This is a genomic window from Stenotrophomonas riyadhensis, assembly GCF_040256885.1.
GTDB classification, from domain to species: domain Bacteria; phylum Pseudomonadota; class Gammaproteobacteria; order Xanthomonadales; family Xanthomonadaceae; genus Stenotrophomonas; species Stenotrophomonas riyadhensis.
The window spans coordinates 2121243-2138213 of the sequence record NZ_CP155568.1 but is presented as its reverse complement, the minus strand read 5'-3'; the positions used below and the strand labels follow the sequence as shown (position 1 = coordinate 2138213).

12 protein-coding genes are annotated in these 16971 nt (G+C 66.5%); 8 read left to right on the top strand and 4 right to left on the bottom strand.

Annotated features, from left to right (window positions below; all coding sequences use genetic code 11):
* The first annotated feature begins 549 nt into the window (after nucleotides 1-549).
* The 5 genes from SriyCCGPB3_RS10065 (at nucleotide 550) to SriyCCGPB3_RS10045 (ending at nucleotide 6518) form a co-directional block, all read left to right on the top strand.
* Nucleotides 550-2820 carry a methyl-accepting chemotaxis protein gene (locus tag SriyCCGPB3_RS10065; RefSeq protein ID WP_350260248.1) on the top strand — a complete coding sequence of 757 codons (2271 nt, stop codon included), beginning with the start codon at nucleotides 550-552 and terminating at the stop codon, nucleotides 2818-2820.
* A 37-nt stretch (nucleotides 2821-2857) separates the two neighbouring features.
* On the top strand, nucleotides 2858-3727 hold the full coding sequence (locus tag SriyCCGPB3_RS10060) for a CheR family methyltransferase (RefSeq protein ID WP_350260247.1): 870 nt from the start codon (nucleotides 2858-2860) through the stop codon (nucleotides 3725-3727).
* Nucleotides 3724-4320: a chemoreceptor glutamine deamidase CheD gene (gene cheD, locus SriyCCGPB3_RS10055; RefSeq protein ID WP_008264676.1), complete on the top strand. Its 597-nt coding sequence runs from the start codon at nucleotides 3724-3726 to the stop codon at nucleotides 4318-4320. The genes SriyCCGPB3_RS10060 and cheD overlap by 4 nt, the downstream gene beginning before the upstream one ends.
* Complete coding sequence (locus SriyCCGPB3_RS10050; RefSeq protein ID WP_153854877.1) at nucleotides 4317-5390, top strand: protein-glutamate methylesterase/protein-glutamine glutaminase; 1074 nt, start codon at nucleotides 4317-4319, stop codon at nucleotides 5388-5390. The genes cheD and SriyCCGPB3_RS10050 overlap by 4 nt, the downstream gene beginning before the upstream one ends.
* A gap of 318 nt (nucleotides 5391-5708) precedes the next feature.
* The gene (locus tag SriyCCGPB3_RS10045; protein WP_350260246.1) at nucleotides 5709-6518 is read left to right on the top strand and encodes an alpha/beta fold hydrolase; all 810 of its coding nucleotides are present in this window, start codon (nucleotides 5709-5711) and stop codon (nucleotides 6516-6518) included.
* 130 nt (nucleotides 6519-6648) lie between these two features.
* On the opposite strand, the gene acnB is transcribed toward SriyCCGPB3_RS10045, so the two are convergent.
* The 3 genes from acnB to SriyCCGPB3_RS10030 are packed head-to-tail and all read right to left on the bottom strand — an operon-like array spanning nucleotide 6649 to nucleotide 9910.
* Nucleotides 6649-9240 (bottom strand): bifunctional aconitate hydratase 2/2-methylisocitrate dehydratase, encoded by a 2592-nt coding sequence (gene acnB, locus SriyCCGPB3_RS10040; RefSeq protein WP_032129839.1) that lies wholly within the window; start codon nucleotides 9238-9240, stop codon nucleotides 6649-6651.
* Nucleotides 9241-9280: 40 nt separating this feature from the next.
* The gene (locus tag SriyCCGPB3_RS10035) at nucleotides 9281-9679 is read right to left on the bottom strand and encodes a type II toxin-antitoxin system VapC family toxin (protein ID WP_008267153.1); all 399 of its coding nucleotides are present in this window, start codon (nucleotides 9677-9679) and stop codon (nucleotides 9281-9283) included.
* A gap of 6 nt (nucleotides 9680-9685) precedes the next feature.
* Nucleotides 9686-9910, bottom strand: coding sequence for an AbrB/MazE/SpoVT family DNA-binding domain-containing protein (locus SriyCCGPB3_RS10030; protein ID WP_005409505.1), 225 nt, complete (start codon nucleotides 9908-9910; stop codon nucleotides 9686-9688).
* A gap of 302 nt (nucleotides 9911-10212) precedes the next feature.
* Between SriyCCGPB3_RS10030 and acnA the strand changes: the two genes are divergently transcribed.
* Nucleotides 10213-12966, top strand: coding sequence for an aconitate hydratase AcnA (gene acnA / locus SriyCCGPB3_RS10025; protein ID WP_350260245.1), 2754 nt, complete (start codon nucleotides 10213-10215; stop codon nucleotides 12964-12966).
* A 151-nt stretch (nucleotides 12967-13117) separates the two neighbouring features.
* Here the strand turns inward: acnA and SriyCCGPB3_RS10020 are convergent, their stop codons facing one another.
* Nucleotides 13118-14668: a BCCT family transporter gene (locus SriyCCGPB3_RS10020; RefSeq protein ID WP_110712192.1), complete on the bottom strand. Its 1551-nt coding sequence runs from the start codon at nucleotides 14666-14668 to the stop codon at nucleotides 13118-13120.
* A 170-nt stretch (nucleotides 14669-14838) separates the two neighbouring features.
* On the opposite strand from SriyCCGPB3_RS10020, the gene betI reads away from it, so the two are divergent.
* Complete coding sequence (gene betI / locus SriyCCGPB3_RS10015; protein ID WP_110712191.1) at nucleotides 14839-15429, top strand: transcriptional regulator BetI; 591 nt, start codon at nucleotides 14839-14841, stop codon at nucleotides 15427-15429.
* A gap of 38 nt (nucleotides 15430-15467) precedes the next feature.
* Nucleotides 15468-16940 carry a betaine-aldehyde dehydrogenase gene (betB, locus tag SriyCCGPB3_RS10010; RefSeq protein ID WP_110712190.1) on the top strand — a complete coding sequence of 491 codons (1473 nt, stop codon included), beginning with the start codon at nucleotides 15468-15470 and terminating at the stop codon, nucleotides 16938-16940.
* Nucleotides 16941-16971: the final 31 nt, after the last annotated feature.

Sequence of the window (16971 nt, the reverse complement as noted above, 5' to 3'; positions counted from 1 at the left end):
CGCCATCCATGGCGCTTACGCCCCTGCGCAACCCACCCTCCCGGCCACGGACACTTTCCGTGCGCGTCCACCCCGGATTGAAGAAAGAAGAGCAAGAGCAACAGCAACAGCCACACCGCTTCCGGGGTCAGATCCGTTTTCCGCAGGAAAACGGATCTGACCCCTCTTTCCACTTGGAAACCCAACGCTCTTGCCGTCCGCCGAAGTGAAGCCCTGGCGGGCCGGGTCGGGGTGGGCAGGCAGGACCGTTGGCGCCATGGATGGCGCCATCGAGCCCCCATGGATGGGTTCACGGCGTGTCCTGCCTGCCCACCCCAACCCGGCCAACCCGTAGCAACCCATCGCCATGACCGGCCGTTGCTGTTGCTGTTGCCGTCGCTTCAAAAGCCTGCCGCAGGCAGCGCCGCAGCCGCCGCTGCAAGGAAACCTGAATACGTTCGGGCACCGCACCTCAATCCCCCGCCCGCGCGGCCGATAACGGGGTTGTCACCGCTTGTCCCGCTGTGACCGGCTCGGCGCCGCCCGCCCGTTTCGACCTGGTCCTGCTCGATGAATCTCATGCATCGCTGGCAACACTACTTCAGCAACCTCTCCGTCCGGCGCAAGCTCAACCTGCTGACGCTGCTCATCGCGCTCGGCGTGATCGCGCTCTCGGTGATCGCCGCCCGCATGCAGTACCTGGACCTGACCGAGACCCGCAAGACCGCGCTGAAGACCCAGGTCGAAATGAGCTACGGCATCCTGCAGCACTACCATCGCCTGGCCGGTACCGGCGAGCTCAGCGAAGAGGCCGCCAAGAGCGCTGCGCTGCAGGCACTGGAAGTCATGCGCGCCGAGAACGATACGTATTACTTCAACATCTACGACACCGGCTACCGCCTGCTGATGCACCCGTTCCGCAAGGACCTGGTCGGCAAGGACATGAAGGACTTCCGCACCGACGACGGCGTGCGGATCTACTACGACCAGGTCGAAGCGGCCAAGGCCGGCGGTGGCTTCGTCAACTATCGCTGGGCCAAGCCGGGCAGCAAGGGCGACGTCGAGAAGGTCGCCTACGCCGGCCTGTTTGCGCCCTGGAACTGGGTGGTCAGCAGCGGCGTCTACATGGACGACGTGCAGAAGCAGGCGTTGGTGTTCACCGCCATCATGGCCGTCTCTGGTGGCGTGCTGGTGCTGATCGTGCTGGCCCTGAGCTGGGTCATCGGCAACCGCATCGCCGTGCCGCTGAAGCAGGCCACGGCCGTGGCCGAGGGTATCGCCGGTGGCAGGCTGGACAGCCACATCGGCCCGCAGCCGCATGACGAAACCGGCCGACTGCTGGAGGCGATGTCCGGCATGCAGCAGCAGCTGCACGCGGTGATCAGTGGCCAGCGCGAGATGGCCCGCCGCCACGATGCCGGCGAACTGAGCTACCGCATCGACGCCAGCGCCTTCCCCGGCGAGTACGGGCTGATGGTGCAGGAAACCAATGCGCTGGTCGGCGGCCACGTGCAGACCCTGCACGACGTGCTGGACGTGGTCCAGCAGTACGCGGTCGGCGACCTCAGCCGCGATATCGCGCGCTACCCCGGCGAAAAAGCCGCGATGACCACCACCGTCGATACGGTCAAGGCCAACCTCGGCCGCATCAACGCCGAGATCAAGCAGCTGGCCAGCGCCGCCGCGGCCGGCGACTTCAGCCGCCGTGGCGACGCACAGCGCTTCGATCACGATTTCCGCCTGATGCTGGAAAACCTCAACGCGATGATGGCGGTCAGCGATGACAACCTCGGCAAGCTCTCGCAGCTGCTGTCGGCCATCGCCGAGGGTGACCTGACCGCGCGCATGCACGGTGACTACCAGGGCGTGTTCGCGCGCATGCGTGACGACGCCAACACCACCGTCGCGCAGCTGACCCAGATCGTCGGCCAGATCCAGGCCAGCGCCTCCAGCATCACCCTCGCCGCCGGCGAGATTGCGTCGGGCAACAACGACCTGTCGCGCCGCACCGAGCAGCAGGCCGCCAATCTGGAAGAAACCGCCGCCTCGATGGAGGAACTGACCTCCACCGTGCGCCAGAACGCCGAGCATGCCCGCCAGGCCAACCAGCTCGCCATCGGCGCGCAAGGCGTGGCCTCGCAGGGTGGCAGCGTGGTCGGCCAGGTGGTCAACACCATGTCGGCCATCGAAGCCTCGTCGAAGAAGATCGCCGAGATCATCAGCGTCATCGACGGCATCGCCTTCCAGACCAACATCCTGGCGCTGAACGCCGCAGTGGAAGCCGCACGTGCTGGTGAACAGGGCCGCGGCTTCGCCGTGGTCGCCAGCGAAGTACGCACCCTCGCCCAGCGCTCGGCCGCCGCGGCCAAAGAGATCAAGGGCCTGATCGACGACTCCGTCGGCAAGGTCGCCGAAGGCTCCAGCCTGGTGCACCAGGCCGGCAGCACCATGGGCGAGATCGTCGCCTCGGTGCAGCGCGTCACCGACATCATGGCCGAGATCTCCGCCGCCTCGCAGGAGCAGTCGGCCGGCATCGAGCAGGTCAACCAGACCGTGGTGCAGATGGACGAAACCACCCAGCAGAATGCGGCACTGGTGGAAGAAGCCACCGCCGCTGCACGTGCGATGGAAGACCAGGCCGCACAGCTGGCTGATGCCGTAGCGATTTTCCGCCTCGACAACCAGGTCTCGGCCGCCATGAAGGCCGTGGCCGCGCGCGTCGAGCCGGCCCGCGTCACCACCGTGGCGCGTCCGCAGCCGACCAGCACGCCCGCCCCGGTCCGTCGCAGCAGCAACGCCAGCACCTTCGTCGCCAGCGACAGCGACTGGCAGGAATTCTGAGACCCACCCGCGGCGGCTTCGGCCGCCGCCTCTGCCGATGGACACGTCCCCCGTGCAAAGTCCTACTCCCATCGTCACCGGCCCGCGCGAATTCGAGTTCGCCGACCGTGATTTCCGCCGCGTCTGCGACCTGATCTACCAGCGCGTGGGCATCGCCCTCGCGCCGGCCAAGCGCGACATGGTCTATGGCCGCCTGTCGCGCCGCCTGCGCACGCTGGGCATGCGCAGCTTCCAGCAGTATCTGGACCATCTGGAGCAGGAAGACGGTGACGAGTGGCAGGCGTTCACCAACGCGCTGACCACCAACCTGACCTCGTTCTTCCGCGAGCCGCACCACTTCGACAAGCTGCGCGAGGAGCTGCAGCAACGCTCCAGCCGCACGCCGCTGCTGCTGTGGTCGTGCGCCGCCTCCACCGGCGAAGAGCCCTACTCGATGGCGATCACTGCCTGCGAAGCCTTCGGCACCCTGAAGCCACCGGTACGCATCATCGCCACCGACGTCGACACCCAGGTGCTCGCCACCGCCGGCCGCGGCGTCTACAACATCGACCGCGTCACCAACCTCGATCCGGACCTGCGCCGTCGCTACTTCCAGCGTGGCAGCGGCCCCAACGAGGGCCAGTGCCGTGTGCTGCCGGCGCTGCGCGAGCTGATCGAGTTCCGCCCGTTGAACCTGCTTGCCCCGCGCTACGACGTCGGCGGCCCGTTCGACGCACTGTTCTGCCGAAACGTGATGATCTACTTCGACAAGCCGACCCAGCGCGCCATCCTCGGCCGTCTGGTACAGCACCTGGCCGACGACGGCCTGTTGTATACCGGCCACTCGGAGAACTACCTGCACGCCGCCGACCTGATCCAGCCCTGCGGACGCACCCTGTACCGCCGTGCGGCAAAGGCCAGCGCATGAACGCATCGCTGCGCACCGATGATGTGATGCGTTACCAGGACGCGCGCTTCAAGACCATTGCGGCCAAGCTGCTGCCGACCCAGTACCTGGTGGTCGACGACACCACCGCGCTGACCACCACGCTGGGCTCCTGCGTGGCCGCCTGCCTGCGCGATCCGGTGCTGAAGATCGGCGGCATGAACCATTTCCTGTTGCCCGAGGGCAACGCCGGCGACGGCGCGCCCGCGCGTTACGGCAGCTACGCGATGGAACTGCTGATCAACGACATGCTCAAGCGCGGCGCGCACCGCAAGCGCATCGAAGCCAAGGTGTTCGGCGGCGCCAACGTCCTCAAGGGCTTCACCAGCAACCCGGTCGGCACCCGCAACGCCGAGTTCGTGCGCCAGTACCTGCAGGCCGAGCACATTCCGATCATCGCCGAGGACCTGTGCGGCATCCATCCGCGCAAGATCTGGTTCTTCGCCGATACCGGCCGCGTGGTGGTGCAGCGTCTGCCGCATGCCCATGAAGCCGAAGTGGCTGCGACCGAATCGGCCGTGCGTGCACGCCTGTCCAAGGCCCCGGTCACCGGTGGCGTGGAGCTGTTCGAATGACCCTGACCGGCAACGCCCCCTGCCGGGTCCTGATCGTCGACGACTCCGCCGTCGTGCGCCAGATGCTCACCGAGATCCTGTCCAGCGATCCGTCCATCGACGTGGTCGGCACCGCCGCCGACCCGCTGCTGGCACGCGAGAAGATCAAGCGCCTGGCCCCGGACGTGATCACCCTGGACGTGGAAATGCCGCGCATGGACGGGCTGGCGTTCCTGGAAAACCTGATGCGCCTGCACCCGCTGCCGGTGGTGATGATCTCCTCGCTGACCGAACGCGGCGCCGACACCACCCTGCAGGCGCTGGCGCTGGGTGCGGTCGACTTCGTCTCCAAGCCGAAGCTGGACGTGGCGCGCGGCCTGCAGGGCTACGCCGATGAGATCATCGCCAAGGTCAAGATGGCGGCGCGCTCACGGGTGCGCCCGCTGGTGCGTGCGGCCGCTCCGAAACTCCTGCTCGAAGCAGCTCCTGCAATGCGGCCAGCTGCACCGCAGTTCCGCACCACCGACCGGCTGATCGCAATCGGCTCATCGGCCGGTGGCACCGAAGCGCTGCGTGTGGTGCTGGAAGGCATGCCCGCCGACGGCCCGGCCGTGGTGATGACCCAGCACTTGCCGGCCAGCTTCAGCAGTGCCTTCGCCGAACGCCTGGACCGGCACTCGGCGATGGCCGTGCGCGAGGCCAGCGATGGCGAAGCAGTGCTGCCTGGCCATGCCTACCTGCCACCCGGCGGCAAGCACCTGCGGATCATCCGCGACGGTGCGCGCTGGCGCTGCCGCGTCGACGACGGCCCTGCGGTGAACCGGCACAAGCCCGCGGTGGACGTGCTGTTCCGCTCGGTCGCGCAGAACGCCGGCGGCAACGCCATCGGCGCCATCCTCACCGGGATGGGCGATGACGGCGCACGCGGCCTGCTGGAAATGCGCCAGGCCGGCGCACCGACGCTGGTGCAGGACGAGGCCACCAGCGTGGTCTGGGGCATGCCCGGTGCAGCGTTCAAGCTCGGCGCCGCCGAGGAACAGGTGCCGCTGGAACGAATTGCCGAGCGCTTGCTGGCGCTGGCGCGCGGTTGATGGGGAGCTGTAGAGCCGAAGGCAACGGCAGGAGCCGTTGCCAACGTCGCTTGCGACGGCCCGCAGGGGGCCGGGCAAGGACGCCCGGCATAGCCCATGCTCGGCTCAGCATCAGGCCAAACACACCGACCAGACGTCGCATTCAACCCGTTCGATCTGGCAATACCGTCGGACACTGGCATTTCACTAGTGCTGCTTACGCACATGCATGACGCAATCACCTCGTTTGCACCCGGGGGGGAACCTCGTCGATCTGCCACATTGGACGTGCATCCCCCACCCGCCGCAGCGTGAGACTCCCTTCCATGGAGCCTCCCCTTGCCCCTTCTCACTCATCACGATATCGGCACCGGCTTTCCCATCGTCCTTGGCGGCAGCTATCTCTGGGGCCGCAGCATGTGGGCGCCCCAGATCCAGCTGCTGTCGCGACGCTACCGCCTGATCATTCCGGAACTGCCCGGACACGACAACGATCTGCCCCTGTCAGCCGCCCTCACCACACCGGCGTCCCTCGCGCGCGAAGTCGGCCGTTTGCTGGATGCGTTGGACATCCGGCAGTACGCGGTGGCCGGGCTCTCGGTGGGCGGCATGTGGGCAGCGGAACTGGCACTGCAGCGCCCCGAACAGGTCCGCTCGATGATCCTGATGGACACCTACCTCGGTGCGGAACCGGAGGCGTCACGGCAGCGCTATTTCGGCATGCTCGACCTGATCGAACAGCTGGGCTGCATCCCCGAAGCGATGGCCGAACAGATCGTGCCACTGTTCTTCCGCCCGGGCATCGCCACCGACGATCCGATCCGGTTGCTGTTCCGGCAACGGCTGCTGTCCTGGCCCCGCGAGCGCCTGTTGAATGCGGTAGTGCCGCTCGGCCGCCTGATTTTCGGCCGCCCGGATCGATTGTCGGCATTGAAGGATCTGGACCCGGAAACAACACTGATCCTGAGCGGCGAACTGGATCTGCCGCGCCCCCTCACCGAGGCGCGGCAGATGGCGGAAAGGATCGGCTACCGCCTGCAATCGATACCTGACGCCGGCCACATCTCCACGTTGGAGAATCCGACCTTCGTCAGCGTCCAGCTCGATGCCTGGCTGCAGCGCTCACTCTCGCTGGCACCGTCCTGCTGACGCGCAGGCAAGGGAAACAGCCGCCTGGCAGGGGTTCGGCTCTACACGTCTCACCCAACAAAAAACCCCCGGCGCTCACCGGGGGTTCCTTGTTTCAACGGGATGCCGGCCAGCGGCCGGCGTTACCGCATCAGGCAGCGACCGTCTTGGCCACGTCCTGGTATTCCTCGATCTGGTCGAAGTTCATGTAGCGGTAGATCTCCGCACCATTGGCGTTGATCACGCCGATGTCCGCCATGTACTCCTCCTTGGTCGGGATGCGGCCCAGGCGCGAGCAGATCGCCGCCAGCTCCGCCGAACCCAGGTACACGTTGGTGTTGCGGCCCAGGCGGTTCGGGAAGTTGCGGGTCGAGGTCGACATCGCGGTGGAGCCTTCGCGGATCTGCGCCTGGTTGCCCATGCACAGCGAGCAGCCCGGCATTTCCATGCGTGCGCCGGTGGCGCCGAAGGTGCCGTACACGCCTTCCTTGGTCAGCTCCGAAGCATCCATCTTGGTCGGCGGGGCCACCCACAGGCGGGTCGGCAGGTCACGCTTGCCTTCCAGCAGCTTGGCAGCCGCACGGAAGTGACCGATGTTGGTCATGCACGAACCGATGAACACTTCGTCGATCTTGGCGCCGGCCACTTCGGACAGGGTCTTCACGTCGTCCGGGTCGTTCGGGCAGGCCACGATCGGCTCGTGGATGTCGGCCAGGTCGATCTCGATGACAGCGGCGTACTCGGCGTCGGCGTCCGGCTCCAGCAGCTCCGGGTTGGCCAGCCACGCTTCCATCTTCTCGATACGGCGCTGCAGCGAACGCGGGTCCTGGTAACCCTCGGCGATCATCCACTTCAGCAGCGTGATGTTGCTGTTGAGGTACTCGATGATCGGCTCCTTGTTCAGGCGCACCGAGCAACCGGCCGCCGAACGCTCGGCCGAGGCGTCGGACAGTTCGAACGCCTGCTCGACCTTCAGCTCCGGCAGGCCTTCGATTTCCAGGATGCGGCCGGAGAAGATGTTCTTCTTGCCAGCCTTGGCCACGGTCAGCAGGCCCGACTTGATCGCGTACAGCGGGATCGCGTTGACCAGGTCACGCAGGGTCACGCCCGGCTGCATCTTGCCCTTGAAGCGCACCAGCACCGACTCCGGCATGTCCAGCGGCATCACGCCGGTGGCAGCGGCGAAGGCAACCAGGCCCGAACCGGCCGGGAACGAAATGCCCACCGGGAAACGGGTGTGCGAGTCACCACCGGTGCCGACGGTGTCCGGCAGCAGCATGCGGTTGAGCCAGCTGTGGATCACGCCGTCGCCCGGGCGCAGCGAGACGCCGCCACGGGTGGAGATGAACTCCGGCAGGGTGTGGTGGGTCTTCACGTCCACCGGCTTCGGGTAGGCGGCGGTGTGGCAGAACGACTGCATCACCAGGTCGGCCGAGAAGCCCAGGCAGGCCAGGTCCTTCAGCTCGTCACGGGTCATCGGGCCGGTGGTGTCCTGCGAGCCGACCGAGGTCATCTTCGGTTCGCAGTAGGTGCCCGGGCGCATGCCCTGGCCTTCCGGCAGGCCACAGGCGCGGCCGACCATCTTCTGCGCCAGCGAGAAGCCCTTGCCGGTATCGACCGGCTGCACCGGCAGGCGGAACAGGTCGGTCGGGGCCAGGCCCAGCGCTTCGCGCGCCTTGCCGGTCAGGCCACGGCCGATGATCAGCGGAATGCGGCCACCGGCGCGCACTTCGTCGAACAGCACTTCGGACTTGACCTGGAACTCGGCGATCACTTCACCGTTCTTCAGCGCCTTGCCTTCGTACGGACGCAGCTCGACCACATCGCCGTGCTCCATCTTCGACACGTCCAGCTCGATCGGCAGTGCGCCGGCATCTTCCATGGTGTTGTAGAAGATCGGGGCGATCTTCGAACCCAGGCAGACGCCACCGGCGCGCTTGTTCGGGATGAACGGAATGTCATCGCCGGTCCACCACAGCACGCTGTTGGTGGCCGACTTGCGCGAGGAACCGGTGCCGACCACGTCGCCAACGTAGGCGACCAGGTGACCCTTGTCCTTCAGGTCGAGGATCTGCTGGATCGGGCCGCGCTTGCCGTCTTCTTCCGGGGTGAACGGCGCGTCGTCGCGCTTGTTCTTCAGCATCGCCAGGGCGTGCATCGGGATGTCCGGGCGGGTGGTCGCGTCCGGCGCCGGCGACAGGTCGTCGGTGTTGGTTTCGCCCGGCACCTTGAACACGGTGACGGTCAGGCTCTGCGGCACTTCCGGGTTGCTGGTGAACCACTCGGCATCGGCCCAGCTCTGCAGCACGGACTGGGCATTGGCATTGCCAGCCTTTGCCTTTTCCTGCACATCGTGGAAGGCATCAAACACCAGCAGGGTCTTCTTCAGACCGTTGGCGGCGATGGTGCCGACGCTGGCGTCGTCCAGCAGCTGCACCAGCGGGGCAACGTTGTAACCGCCGAGCATGGTGCCCAGCAGTTCGGTGGCGCGCTCACGGCTGATCAGGGGGTTCTGCTCGCTGCCCAGGGCGATCGCCGCCAGGTACGAGGCCTTGACCTTGGCCGCGTCATCGACGCCGGCCGGCACGCGGTGGGTCAGCAGGTCGAGCAGGAACTCGGCCTCGCCCTGCGGCGGGTTCTTCAGCAGTTCGATGACATCGGCCGTCTGCTGCGCGCTCAGCGGCAGCGGCGGGATGCCAAGCGCAGCGCGCTCGGCGACGTGGTGGCGGTAGGCTTCCAACATGACAACTCCCGGGTAATGCGTAGGTTGAAAAAAAGTGGGCTCAGGCTTGCGGCACGATCAGCTTCAGGCCCTTGAAGTAGTCGCGGTAAAACGTGTCGTTCCAGGTGATCAGGCCATCGCACTGCAGCAGTGCGTGGGCGCCGACCATGAATTCGTCCAGGCTGCGGCGACTGCCGCTGCGCTGGCGGTGACGGCGGTGCATCTCGCCGGCGCGCAGCGCCGACTTGGCTTCCATCGGGTTGAAGTGCACGCCCATTTCTTCCAGCGCTTCGAGCACCTCGGCGCCGCCGCGCAGCGATGCGCAGACCTCGGCCAGGGTCGCGCCGCAGACCACCACACGGCCGCCTACCAGGCTCTGCCTGAGGATGGCTTCCACGGCATCGGCCTGCGGACCATTGCTGAGCAGCTCGACCAGCACCGGAGAGTCGACGGCGATCATCACGGCTTATTCCTCGTCACGCACCGCACGTACCGCTGCGTCGGACGATTCGAAACCGTCCAGCGCGAACTTGCCGCGCGCCCGTGAAATGGCATCGTCAACACTCTTGCGCAGGATGATGCGGCTGCCGTCCAGCTCGACCTTCAGCAGCGTGCCCTTGGTCAGGCCGAGGGCATCACGCACCGCCTTGGGCAGGGTGATCTGTCCGCGTTCTGCAACAGTGGCTTCCATCGGTAGGCCCTCCAGAGTATGCACAAATTATACATACTTCCCCGGGCATACTTCCACCCTGAACAGGACCGGCAACCCGCCAGCCCTTGCCTCGCAAAGGATCGGCCACAAACGTGACATACGCCATACACCTTCCCCTGTAGTCTGGAACCGATGCCGCAGGCCGGAACCCGGCCCGGATGAATCCATTCAGTCTGGGGTTCATACTGGGACCACCGGGGCCGTCAGGCCCGCGGCGACCGCAAGCAGGTCCGCCCATGCGCGGGCCACTGCAAGCCATCCGCAAGAAGGAGTTACCCCGCATGAGCGATTCGTTCTCCACCCGCAGCCAGCTGAACGTCGGCGGCAAGACCTACGACTACTTCAGCCTGCCCACGCTGGGCCAGCGCTTCGATATCTCCCACCTGCCCTACTCGATGAAGATCCTGCTGGAGAACCTGCTCCGGCACGAGGACGGCGGCGTCACCGTCGGCAAGGACCACATCGAAGCCGTGGCCCGCTGGAACCCGGCCGCCGAGCCGGACACCGAGATCGCCTTCATGCCGGCGCGCGTGGTCCTGCAGGACTTCACCGGCGTGCCCTGCGTGGTCGACCTGGCCGCGATGCGCGACGCGGTGGTCAAGCTCGGCGGCTCGCCTGAGCAGATCAACCCGCAGATTCCCTCCGAACTGGTCATCGACCACTCGGTGCAGGTCGACGTGTTCGGCAAGCCGGACGCGCTGGACCTCAACGGCAAAATCGAGTTCCAGCGCAACCAGGAACGCTACGGCTTCCTGCGCTGGGGCCAGAAGGCCTTCGACAACTTCAAGGTGGTGCCGCCGAACACCGGCATCGTCCACCAGGTGAACCTGGAGAACCTGGCCCGCGTGGTGATGACGGCGGACAAGGACGGCAAGGCGGTTGCCTACCCCGATACCGTGTTCGGTACCGACAGCCACACCACCATGATCAACGGCATCGGCGTGCTGGGCTGGGGCGTGGGTGGCATCGAAGCGGAGGCGGCCATGCTTGGCCAGCCGTCGTCGATGCTGATCCCGCAGGTGGTCGGCTTCAAGCTGACCGGCAAGCTTCCCGAAGGCGCCACCGCCACCGACCTGGTGCTGACCGTCACCCAGATGCTGCGCAAGCTGGGCGTGGTCGGCAAGTTCGTCGAGTTCTACGGTGACGGCCTGCAGCACCTGCCGCTGGCCGACCGTGCCACCATCGGCAACATGGCGCCGGAATACGGCGCCACCTGCGGCATCTTCCCGATCGACGCCGAGTCGCTGAACTACCTGCGCCTGTCCGGCCGCAGCGAAGAGCAGATCGATCTGGTCGAAGCCTATGCCAAGGCACAGGGCCTGTGGCACGAACCGGGCAGCCCGCATGCGCAGTACAGCACCACGCTGGAACTGGACATGGGCACGGTGAAGCCGTCGCTGGCCGGCCCGAAGCGCCCGCAGGACCGCGTGCTGCTGGAAGACGTGCAGAAGAACTACCGCGAAGCCCTGGTCGGCATGACCGCCAACCGTGACAAGCGCAGCGACGACGTCTCCTCGTTCGTCAACGAAGGCGGCGGCGCCGCGGTCGGCAACGAGCAGCTGGCCAAGGGCTTCGCCGACATCGAGATCGAGAACCGCAAGGTACGGCTGAAGGATGGCGCGGTGGTCATCGCCGCCATCACCTCGTGCACCAACACCTCCAACCCGGCGGTGATGATCGGCGCCGGCCTGCTGGCCCGCAATGCGGCCGCCAAGGGCCTGAACCGCCAGCCGTGGGTCAAGACCTCGCTCGGGCCGGGTTCGCGCGTGGTCACCGACTACCTGGAAAAGGCCGGTGTACTGAAGGAGCTGGAGAAGATCGGCTTCTTCGTGGTCGGCTACGGCTGCACCACCTGCATCGGCAACTCCGGCCCGCTGCCGACCGAAGTCAGCGCCGGCATCGCCACCGGCGACCTGGTCGTCACCTCGGTACTGTCCGGCAACCGCAACTTCGAGGGCCGCGTGCACCCCGAAGTGAAGATGAACTACCTGGCCAGCCCGCCGCTGGTGGTGGCCTATGCCATCGCCGGCACCACCGACATCGACCTGACCACCCAGCCGCTGGGCACCGGCAGCGATGGCCAGCCGGTGTTCCTGCGCGACATCTGGCCGAGCAACAAGGAAATCGGCAATGTCATCGCCGCCACCATCGGCCCGGAGATGTTCAAGCAGAACTACGCCGACGTGTTCAAGGGTGACACCCGCTGGAACACCATCGCCTCGCCGGACGGCAACCTGTACGAGTGGAGCGATGCCTCCACCTACATCAAGAACCCGCCGTACTTCGATGGCATGACCATGCAGACCGGCAGCATCGACGACGTGCACGGCGCACGCGTGATGGGCCTGTTCGGCGATTCGATCACCACCGACCACATCTCCCCGGCCGGCAACATCAAGAAGGACTCGCCGGCAGGCCGTTTCCTGCAGGAGCGCGGCGTGCAGCCGGCCGACTTCAACAGCTACGGCAGCCGCCGCGGCAACGATGACGTGATGGTCCGCGGCACCTTCGCCAACATCCGCATCAAGAACCTGATGTTCGGTGGCGAGGAAGGCGGCAACACCCTGTACTACCCGGCCGGCGGCGGCCAGCCGGAGAAGCTGGCGATCTACGATGCCGCCATGAAGTACAAGGCCGACAAGGTGCCGCTGGTGGTGCTGGCCGGCAAGGAATACGGCACCGGCTCGTCGCGTGACTGGGCGGCCAAGGGCACCCTGCTGCTGGGGGTGAAGGCGGTCATCGCAGAGAGCTTCGAGCGCATCCACCGCTCCAACCTGGTCGGCATGGGCGTGCTGCCGCTGCAGTTCCGCAACGGCGAGAACGCACAGAGCCTGGGCCTGGACGGTTCGGAAGTGATCGACATCACCGGCCTGCAGGACGGTGCCAGCAAGCGCGCCACGGTCACCGCGACCAAGGCCGACGGCACCAAGAAGACCTTCGAGGTCTCGGTGATGCTGCTGACCCCGAAGGAAGTGGAGTACTTCCGCCACGGCGGCCTGCTGCAGTACGTGCTGCGCCAGCTGGCCAGCAAGTAACGTTCCGCTCTCGGTAGAGTCGACTGCTAGTCGACTACCCAACAAAAGGGCCGGATCCTCGCGGATCCGGCCCTTCCTGTTTCTCTGCAGACAGGCATGGCCTGGCTCTACCGCATCTCCGGCGGCACCGGGATGGGCGCCAGGTGCGCGCTCAGCGGCGCGGTGCGTCCGGGTCGGTGCGCAGGGCCTTCAGCAGGCCCCACATGTAGAACGCCAGGGTGAACGAGAACGGCAGGCCGCACAGCACCACCGCCGTCTGCATCGCACTGAAGTTGCCGGCCAGCAGCAGGCCGACGCTGGCCACGGTGATGCCGGCCGCCCAGAACACGCGCAGCCAGATCGGCGCGTCGTGGCCATCCTCCACGCCGTCGTCAACGCGACGGGTGCACAGGTTGGCGATCATCAGCGTGCCGGAGTCGACCGGGGTCAGGAACAGCACGAAGCCGATCACCACCGCGGCACCGGCCACGTACGGCGCGGCGGGCAGGTACTCCAGCAGCTTGAACAGCGTCATCGCCGCATCATGCTGGGCCACGTCACCCAGGATCGCCTGGCCGTGGTTGAGCACCAGGTCGATGGCGGTGTTGCCGAAGATCGACAGCCACGCCAGGGTGAAGCCGAGCGGGATCAGCAGCACGCCCATGATCACTTCGCGGATGGTGCGGCCACGCGAGATGCGCGCCACGAAAAGACCGACGAACGGCGCCCAGGCGATCCACCACGCCCAGTAGAACAGCGTCCACGAGCCCATCCACTCACGGCCCTTCGGATCGTTGAGGTACATGTCGAAGCTCTTGCGCACGAATGCGCCGAGATAATCGCCGGTGTTCTGGATCAGGCCATCGAACAGGTGCAGGGTCGGGCCGGTGACCAGCACGAACAGCAGCAGGCCGCACAGCAGGCGCACGTTGAGGTTGGAGAGCCAGGCAATGCCCTTCTCCACACCCGCCACCACGCCGATGGTAGCCACCACCATCATCACCAGCACGATCGCCACCAGCACCTGCGGCGTATCCGGAATGTTGAACAGGTAGACCAGGCCGGACTGCACCACCAGCGCGCCGATGCCGAGGTTGGTCACCATCGAGATCAGCGTGGCAAGGATGCCGAAGCCATCGACCATGTCGCCGATGCGGCCATGGATGCGCTCACCGAAGATCGGGTACAGCGCCGAGCGCAACGCCAGCGGCAGGTCGCGGCGGTAGGCGAAATAGCCCAGCGCCACGCCGACCAGCGCATACAGCGCCCAGCCGTGCAGGCCCCAGTGCAGGAAGGTCAGCACCATCGCCTCGCGGCCGGCGGCCACGGTTCCGCCGGGCTGCCCGGGCGGGTTGAGGAAATGGTCCAGCGGCTCGTAGGCGCCGTAGTACAGCAGCGCGATGCCGATACCGGCCGAGAACAGCATCGACACCCAGGCCACGTAGCCGAACGCCGGTGATTCCTCGTTGTGGCCCAGGCGGATGCGGCCGTACGGCGAGAACGCCAGCCACAGCACGAAGCCCAGGCACAGCACGATCAGCAGCATGTACCACCAGCCGAACGCCGCCGAGACTTCGGCCTGCGCCCACTGCAGCCAGTGCTCGCTGCTTTCGGGATAGAGAACGGTAAGCAGCCCGAGGATGCCGATCGACACCGAGGAGCTGAAGAAGACAAAACGGTTCAAGCGCAGGGGCGAACGCTTGGGATGAGCCAGGGAAGACATGGGGTCGTCTCATCAAGTCCGAGGGAGCACATGGGCGGGGCCGGACCGGTAAACCGGGCCCATGGCGTGGGGCGCGAGCGCATCCTAGGGTTTATTGATTGAACGTTCAATCAATAAAAAGCATAATGGCGGGCAGCCCGATCCTTCGGGTCGCAATCCGTGGAGAGACAATGCCGAAGAAAGGCGTGGAACCGGTACGGCGCGAACAGCTGATCCGGGCCACTTTCCAGACCATCGACGAGATCGGCATGGCCGATGCGACCGTCGCCACCATCGCGAAGAAGGCAGGGCTGTCCAGCGGCATCGTCGCCCACTACTTCGGCGACAAGGACGGCCTGCTCAATGCTGCAATGCGGCAGATCCTGCGCGAACTGAAGGACGCAGTGGCCCGCTACCGCGCCGGCGCCGGCGACGACCCGCGCGAGCAACTGCGCGCCATCGTCGACGGCAACTTCGACGACAGCCAGATCAACGGCACCGCGATGCGCGTCTGGCTCACCTTCTGGGCTGCGAGCATGCACCAGCCGGAACTGGCCCGGCTGCAGCGCGCCAACGACCAGCGCCTGTTCTCCAACCTGTGCCACCAGTTCAACCGCCTGCTGCCCCACCCGCAGGCCCGCCTGGCCGCCCGTGGCCTGGCCGCGATGATCGACGGCCTGTGGCTGCGCGGCAGCCTGGTCGGCGGCCAGTTCAACGCCGAGAAGTCCCGGCGCATCGCTTACGGCTACATCGACTTCCAGTTGCAGGCTGTCGCGCTATAAGCGCTTCAGCACCCGCCCCCTTCCAAGGAGTACGCCCCATGACCACCCTGCCCGTCCAACAGCTCTACATCCACGGCCAGCGCGTCGACGCCACCAGCGGCAAGACCTTCAAGACCGTCAACCCGGCCACCGGCGACGTGATCGCTGAAGTGCAGGTCGCCAGCCAGGCCGACGTCGAACGCGCCGTGCAGAGCGCGGCCGAAGGCCAGAAGGTGTGGGCCGCGATGACCGCCATGGAGCGTTCGCGCATCCTGCGCCGCGCGGTCGAAATCCTGCGCGAGCGCAACGACGAACTGGCGCACCTGGAAACCCTGGACACCGGCAAGGCGCTGGCCGAAACCACCACCGTGGACATCGTCACCGGTGCCGACGTGGTCGAGTACTACGCCGGCCTGGCCACCGCCATCGAAGGCATCCAGCTGCCGTTGCGTGAATCGAGCTTCTTCTACACCCGCCGCGAGCCGCTGGGCGTGGTCGCCGGCATCGGCGCCTGGAACTACCCGGTCCAGATCGCCATGTGGAAGTCGGCCCCGGCCCTGGCCGCCGGCAACGCGATGGTGTTCAAGCCGTCCGAAGTGACCCCGCTGACCGCGATCCGGCTGGCCGAGATCTACACCGAAGCCGGTGTGCCGGCCGGCGTGTTCAACGTCGTGCAGGGCCCGGGCCGCGAGATCGGCCAGTGGCTGACCGAGCACCCAGTGATCGAGAAGATCTCCTTCACCGGCGGCGTCGCCACCGGCAAGAAGGTCATGGCCAGCGCCGCGTCCTCGTCGCTGAAGGAAGTGACCATGGAGCTGGGCGGCAAGTCGCCGCTGGTGATCTGCGATGACGCCGACCTCGACCGCGCCGCCGACATCGCGGTGATGGCCAATTTCTTCAGCTCCGGCCAGGTCTGCACCAACGGCACCCGCGTGTTCGTGCCGCGCAGCATGCTGGCCGCGTTCGAAGCCGCTGTGGTCGAGCGCGTCAAGCGCATCCGCATCGGCGACCCGATGGCCGCCGAGACCAACTTCGGTCCGCTGACCAGCTTCCCGCACATGGAAAACGTGCTGCGCTACATCGAAAGCGGCAAGGCCGAAGGCGCTCGCCTGCTGACCGGCGGCGGCCGTGCCACCGAAGGCGCGCTGGCCAATGGCGCCTACGTGCTGCCGACCGTGTTCTCCGACTGCCGCGATGACATGACCATCGTCAAGGAAGAGATCTTCGGGCCGGTGATGAGCATCCTCGCCTACGACGACGAAGACGAAGTGGTGCGTCGTGCCAACGACACCACCTTCGGCCTCGCCGCCGGTGTGGTCAGCAAGGACGTCAGCCGCGCCCATCGCATCATCCACCGCCTGGAAGCCGGCATCTGCTGGATCAACACCTGGGGCGAATCGCCGGCCGAAATGCCGGTTGGCGGCTACAAGGAATCCGGCGTCGGCCGTGAGAACGGCATCTCCACCCTCGGCCACTACACCCGCATCAAGTCGGTGCAGGTGGAACTGGGCGACTACGCCAGCGTGTTCTGATCGGCGCGCCGCGAGCGCGCACCTTCGTCCG

Bases quoted from the DNA above. Each gene is read 5' to 3' on its own strand.
- SriyCCGPB3_RS10065 (WP_350260248.1), top strand. From the start codon at position 550: ATGAATCTCATGCATCGCTGGCAACACTACTTCAGCAACCTCTCCGTC.
- SriyCCGPB3_RS10060 (WP_350260247.1), top strand. From the start codon at position 2,858: ATGGACACGTCCCCCGTGCAAAGTCCTACTCCCATCGTCACCGGCCCG.
- cheD (WP_008264676.1), top strand. From the start codon at position 3,724: ATGAACGCATCGCTGCGCACCGATGATGTGATGCGTTACCAGGACGCG.
- SriyCCGPB3_RS10050 (WP_153854877.1), top strand. From the start codon at position 4,317: ATGACCCTGACCGGCAACGCCCCCTGCCGGGTCCTGATCGTCGACGAC.
- acnB (WP_032129839.1), bottom strand. From the start codon at position 9,240: ATGTTGGAAGCCTACCGCCACCACGTCGCCGAGCGCGCTGCGCTTGGC.
- SriyCCGPB3_RS10035 (WP_008267153.1), bottom strand. From the start codon at position 9,679: ATGATCGCCGTCGACTCTCCGGTGCTGGTCGAGCTGCTCAGCAATGGT.
- SriyCCGPB3_RS10030 (WP_005409505.1), bottom strand. From the start codon at position 9,910: ATGGAAGCCACTGTTGCAGAACGCGGACAGATCACCCTGCCCAAGGCG.
- acnA (WP_350260245.1), top strand. From the start codon at position 10,213: ATGAGCGATTCGTTCTCCACCCGCAGCCAGCTGAACGTCGGCGGCAAG.
- SriyCCGPB3_RS10020 (WP_110712192.1), bottom strand. From the start codon at position 14,668: ATGTCTTCCCTGGCTCATCCCAAGCGTTCGCCCCTGCGCTTGAACCGT.
- betI (WP_110712191.1), top strand. From the start codon at position 14,839: ATGCCGAAGAAAGGCGTGGAACCGGTACGGCGCGAACAGCTGATCCGG.
- betB (WP_110712190.1), top strand. From the start codon at position 15,468: ATGACCACCCTGCCCGTCCAACAGCTCTACATCCACGGCCAGCGCGTC.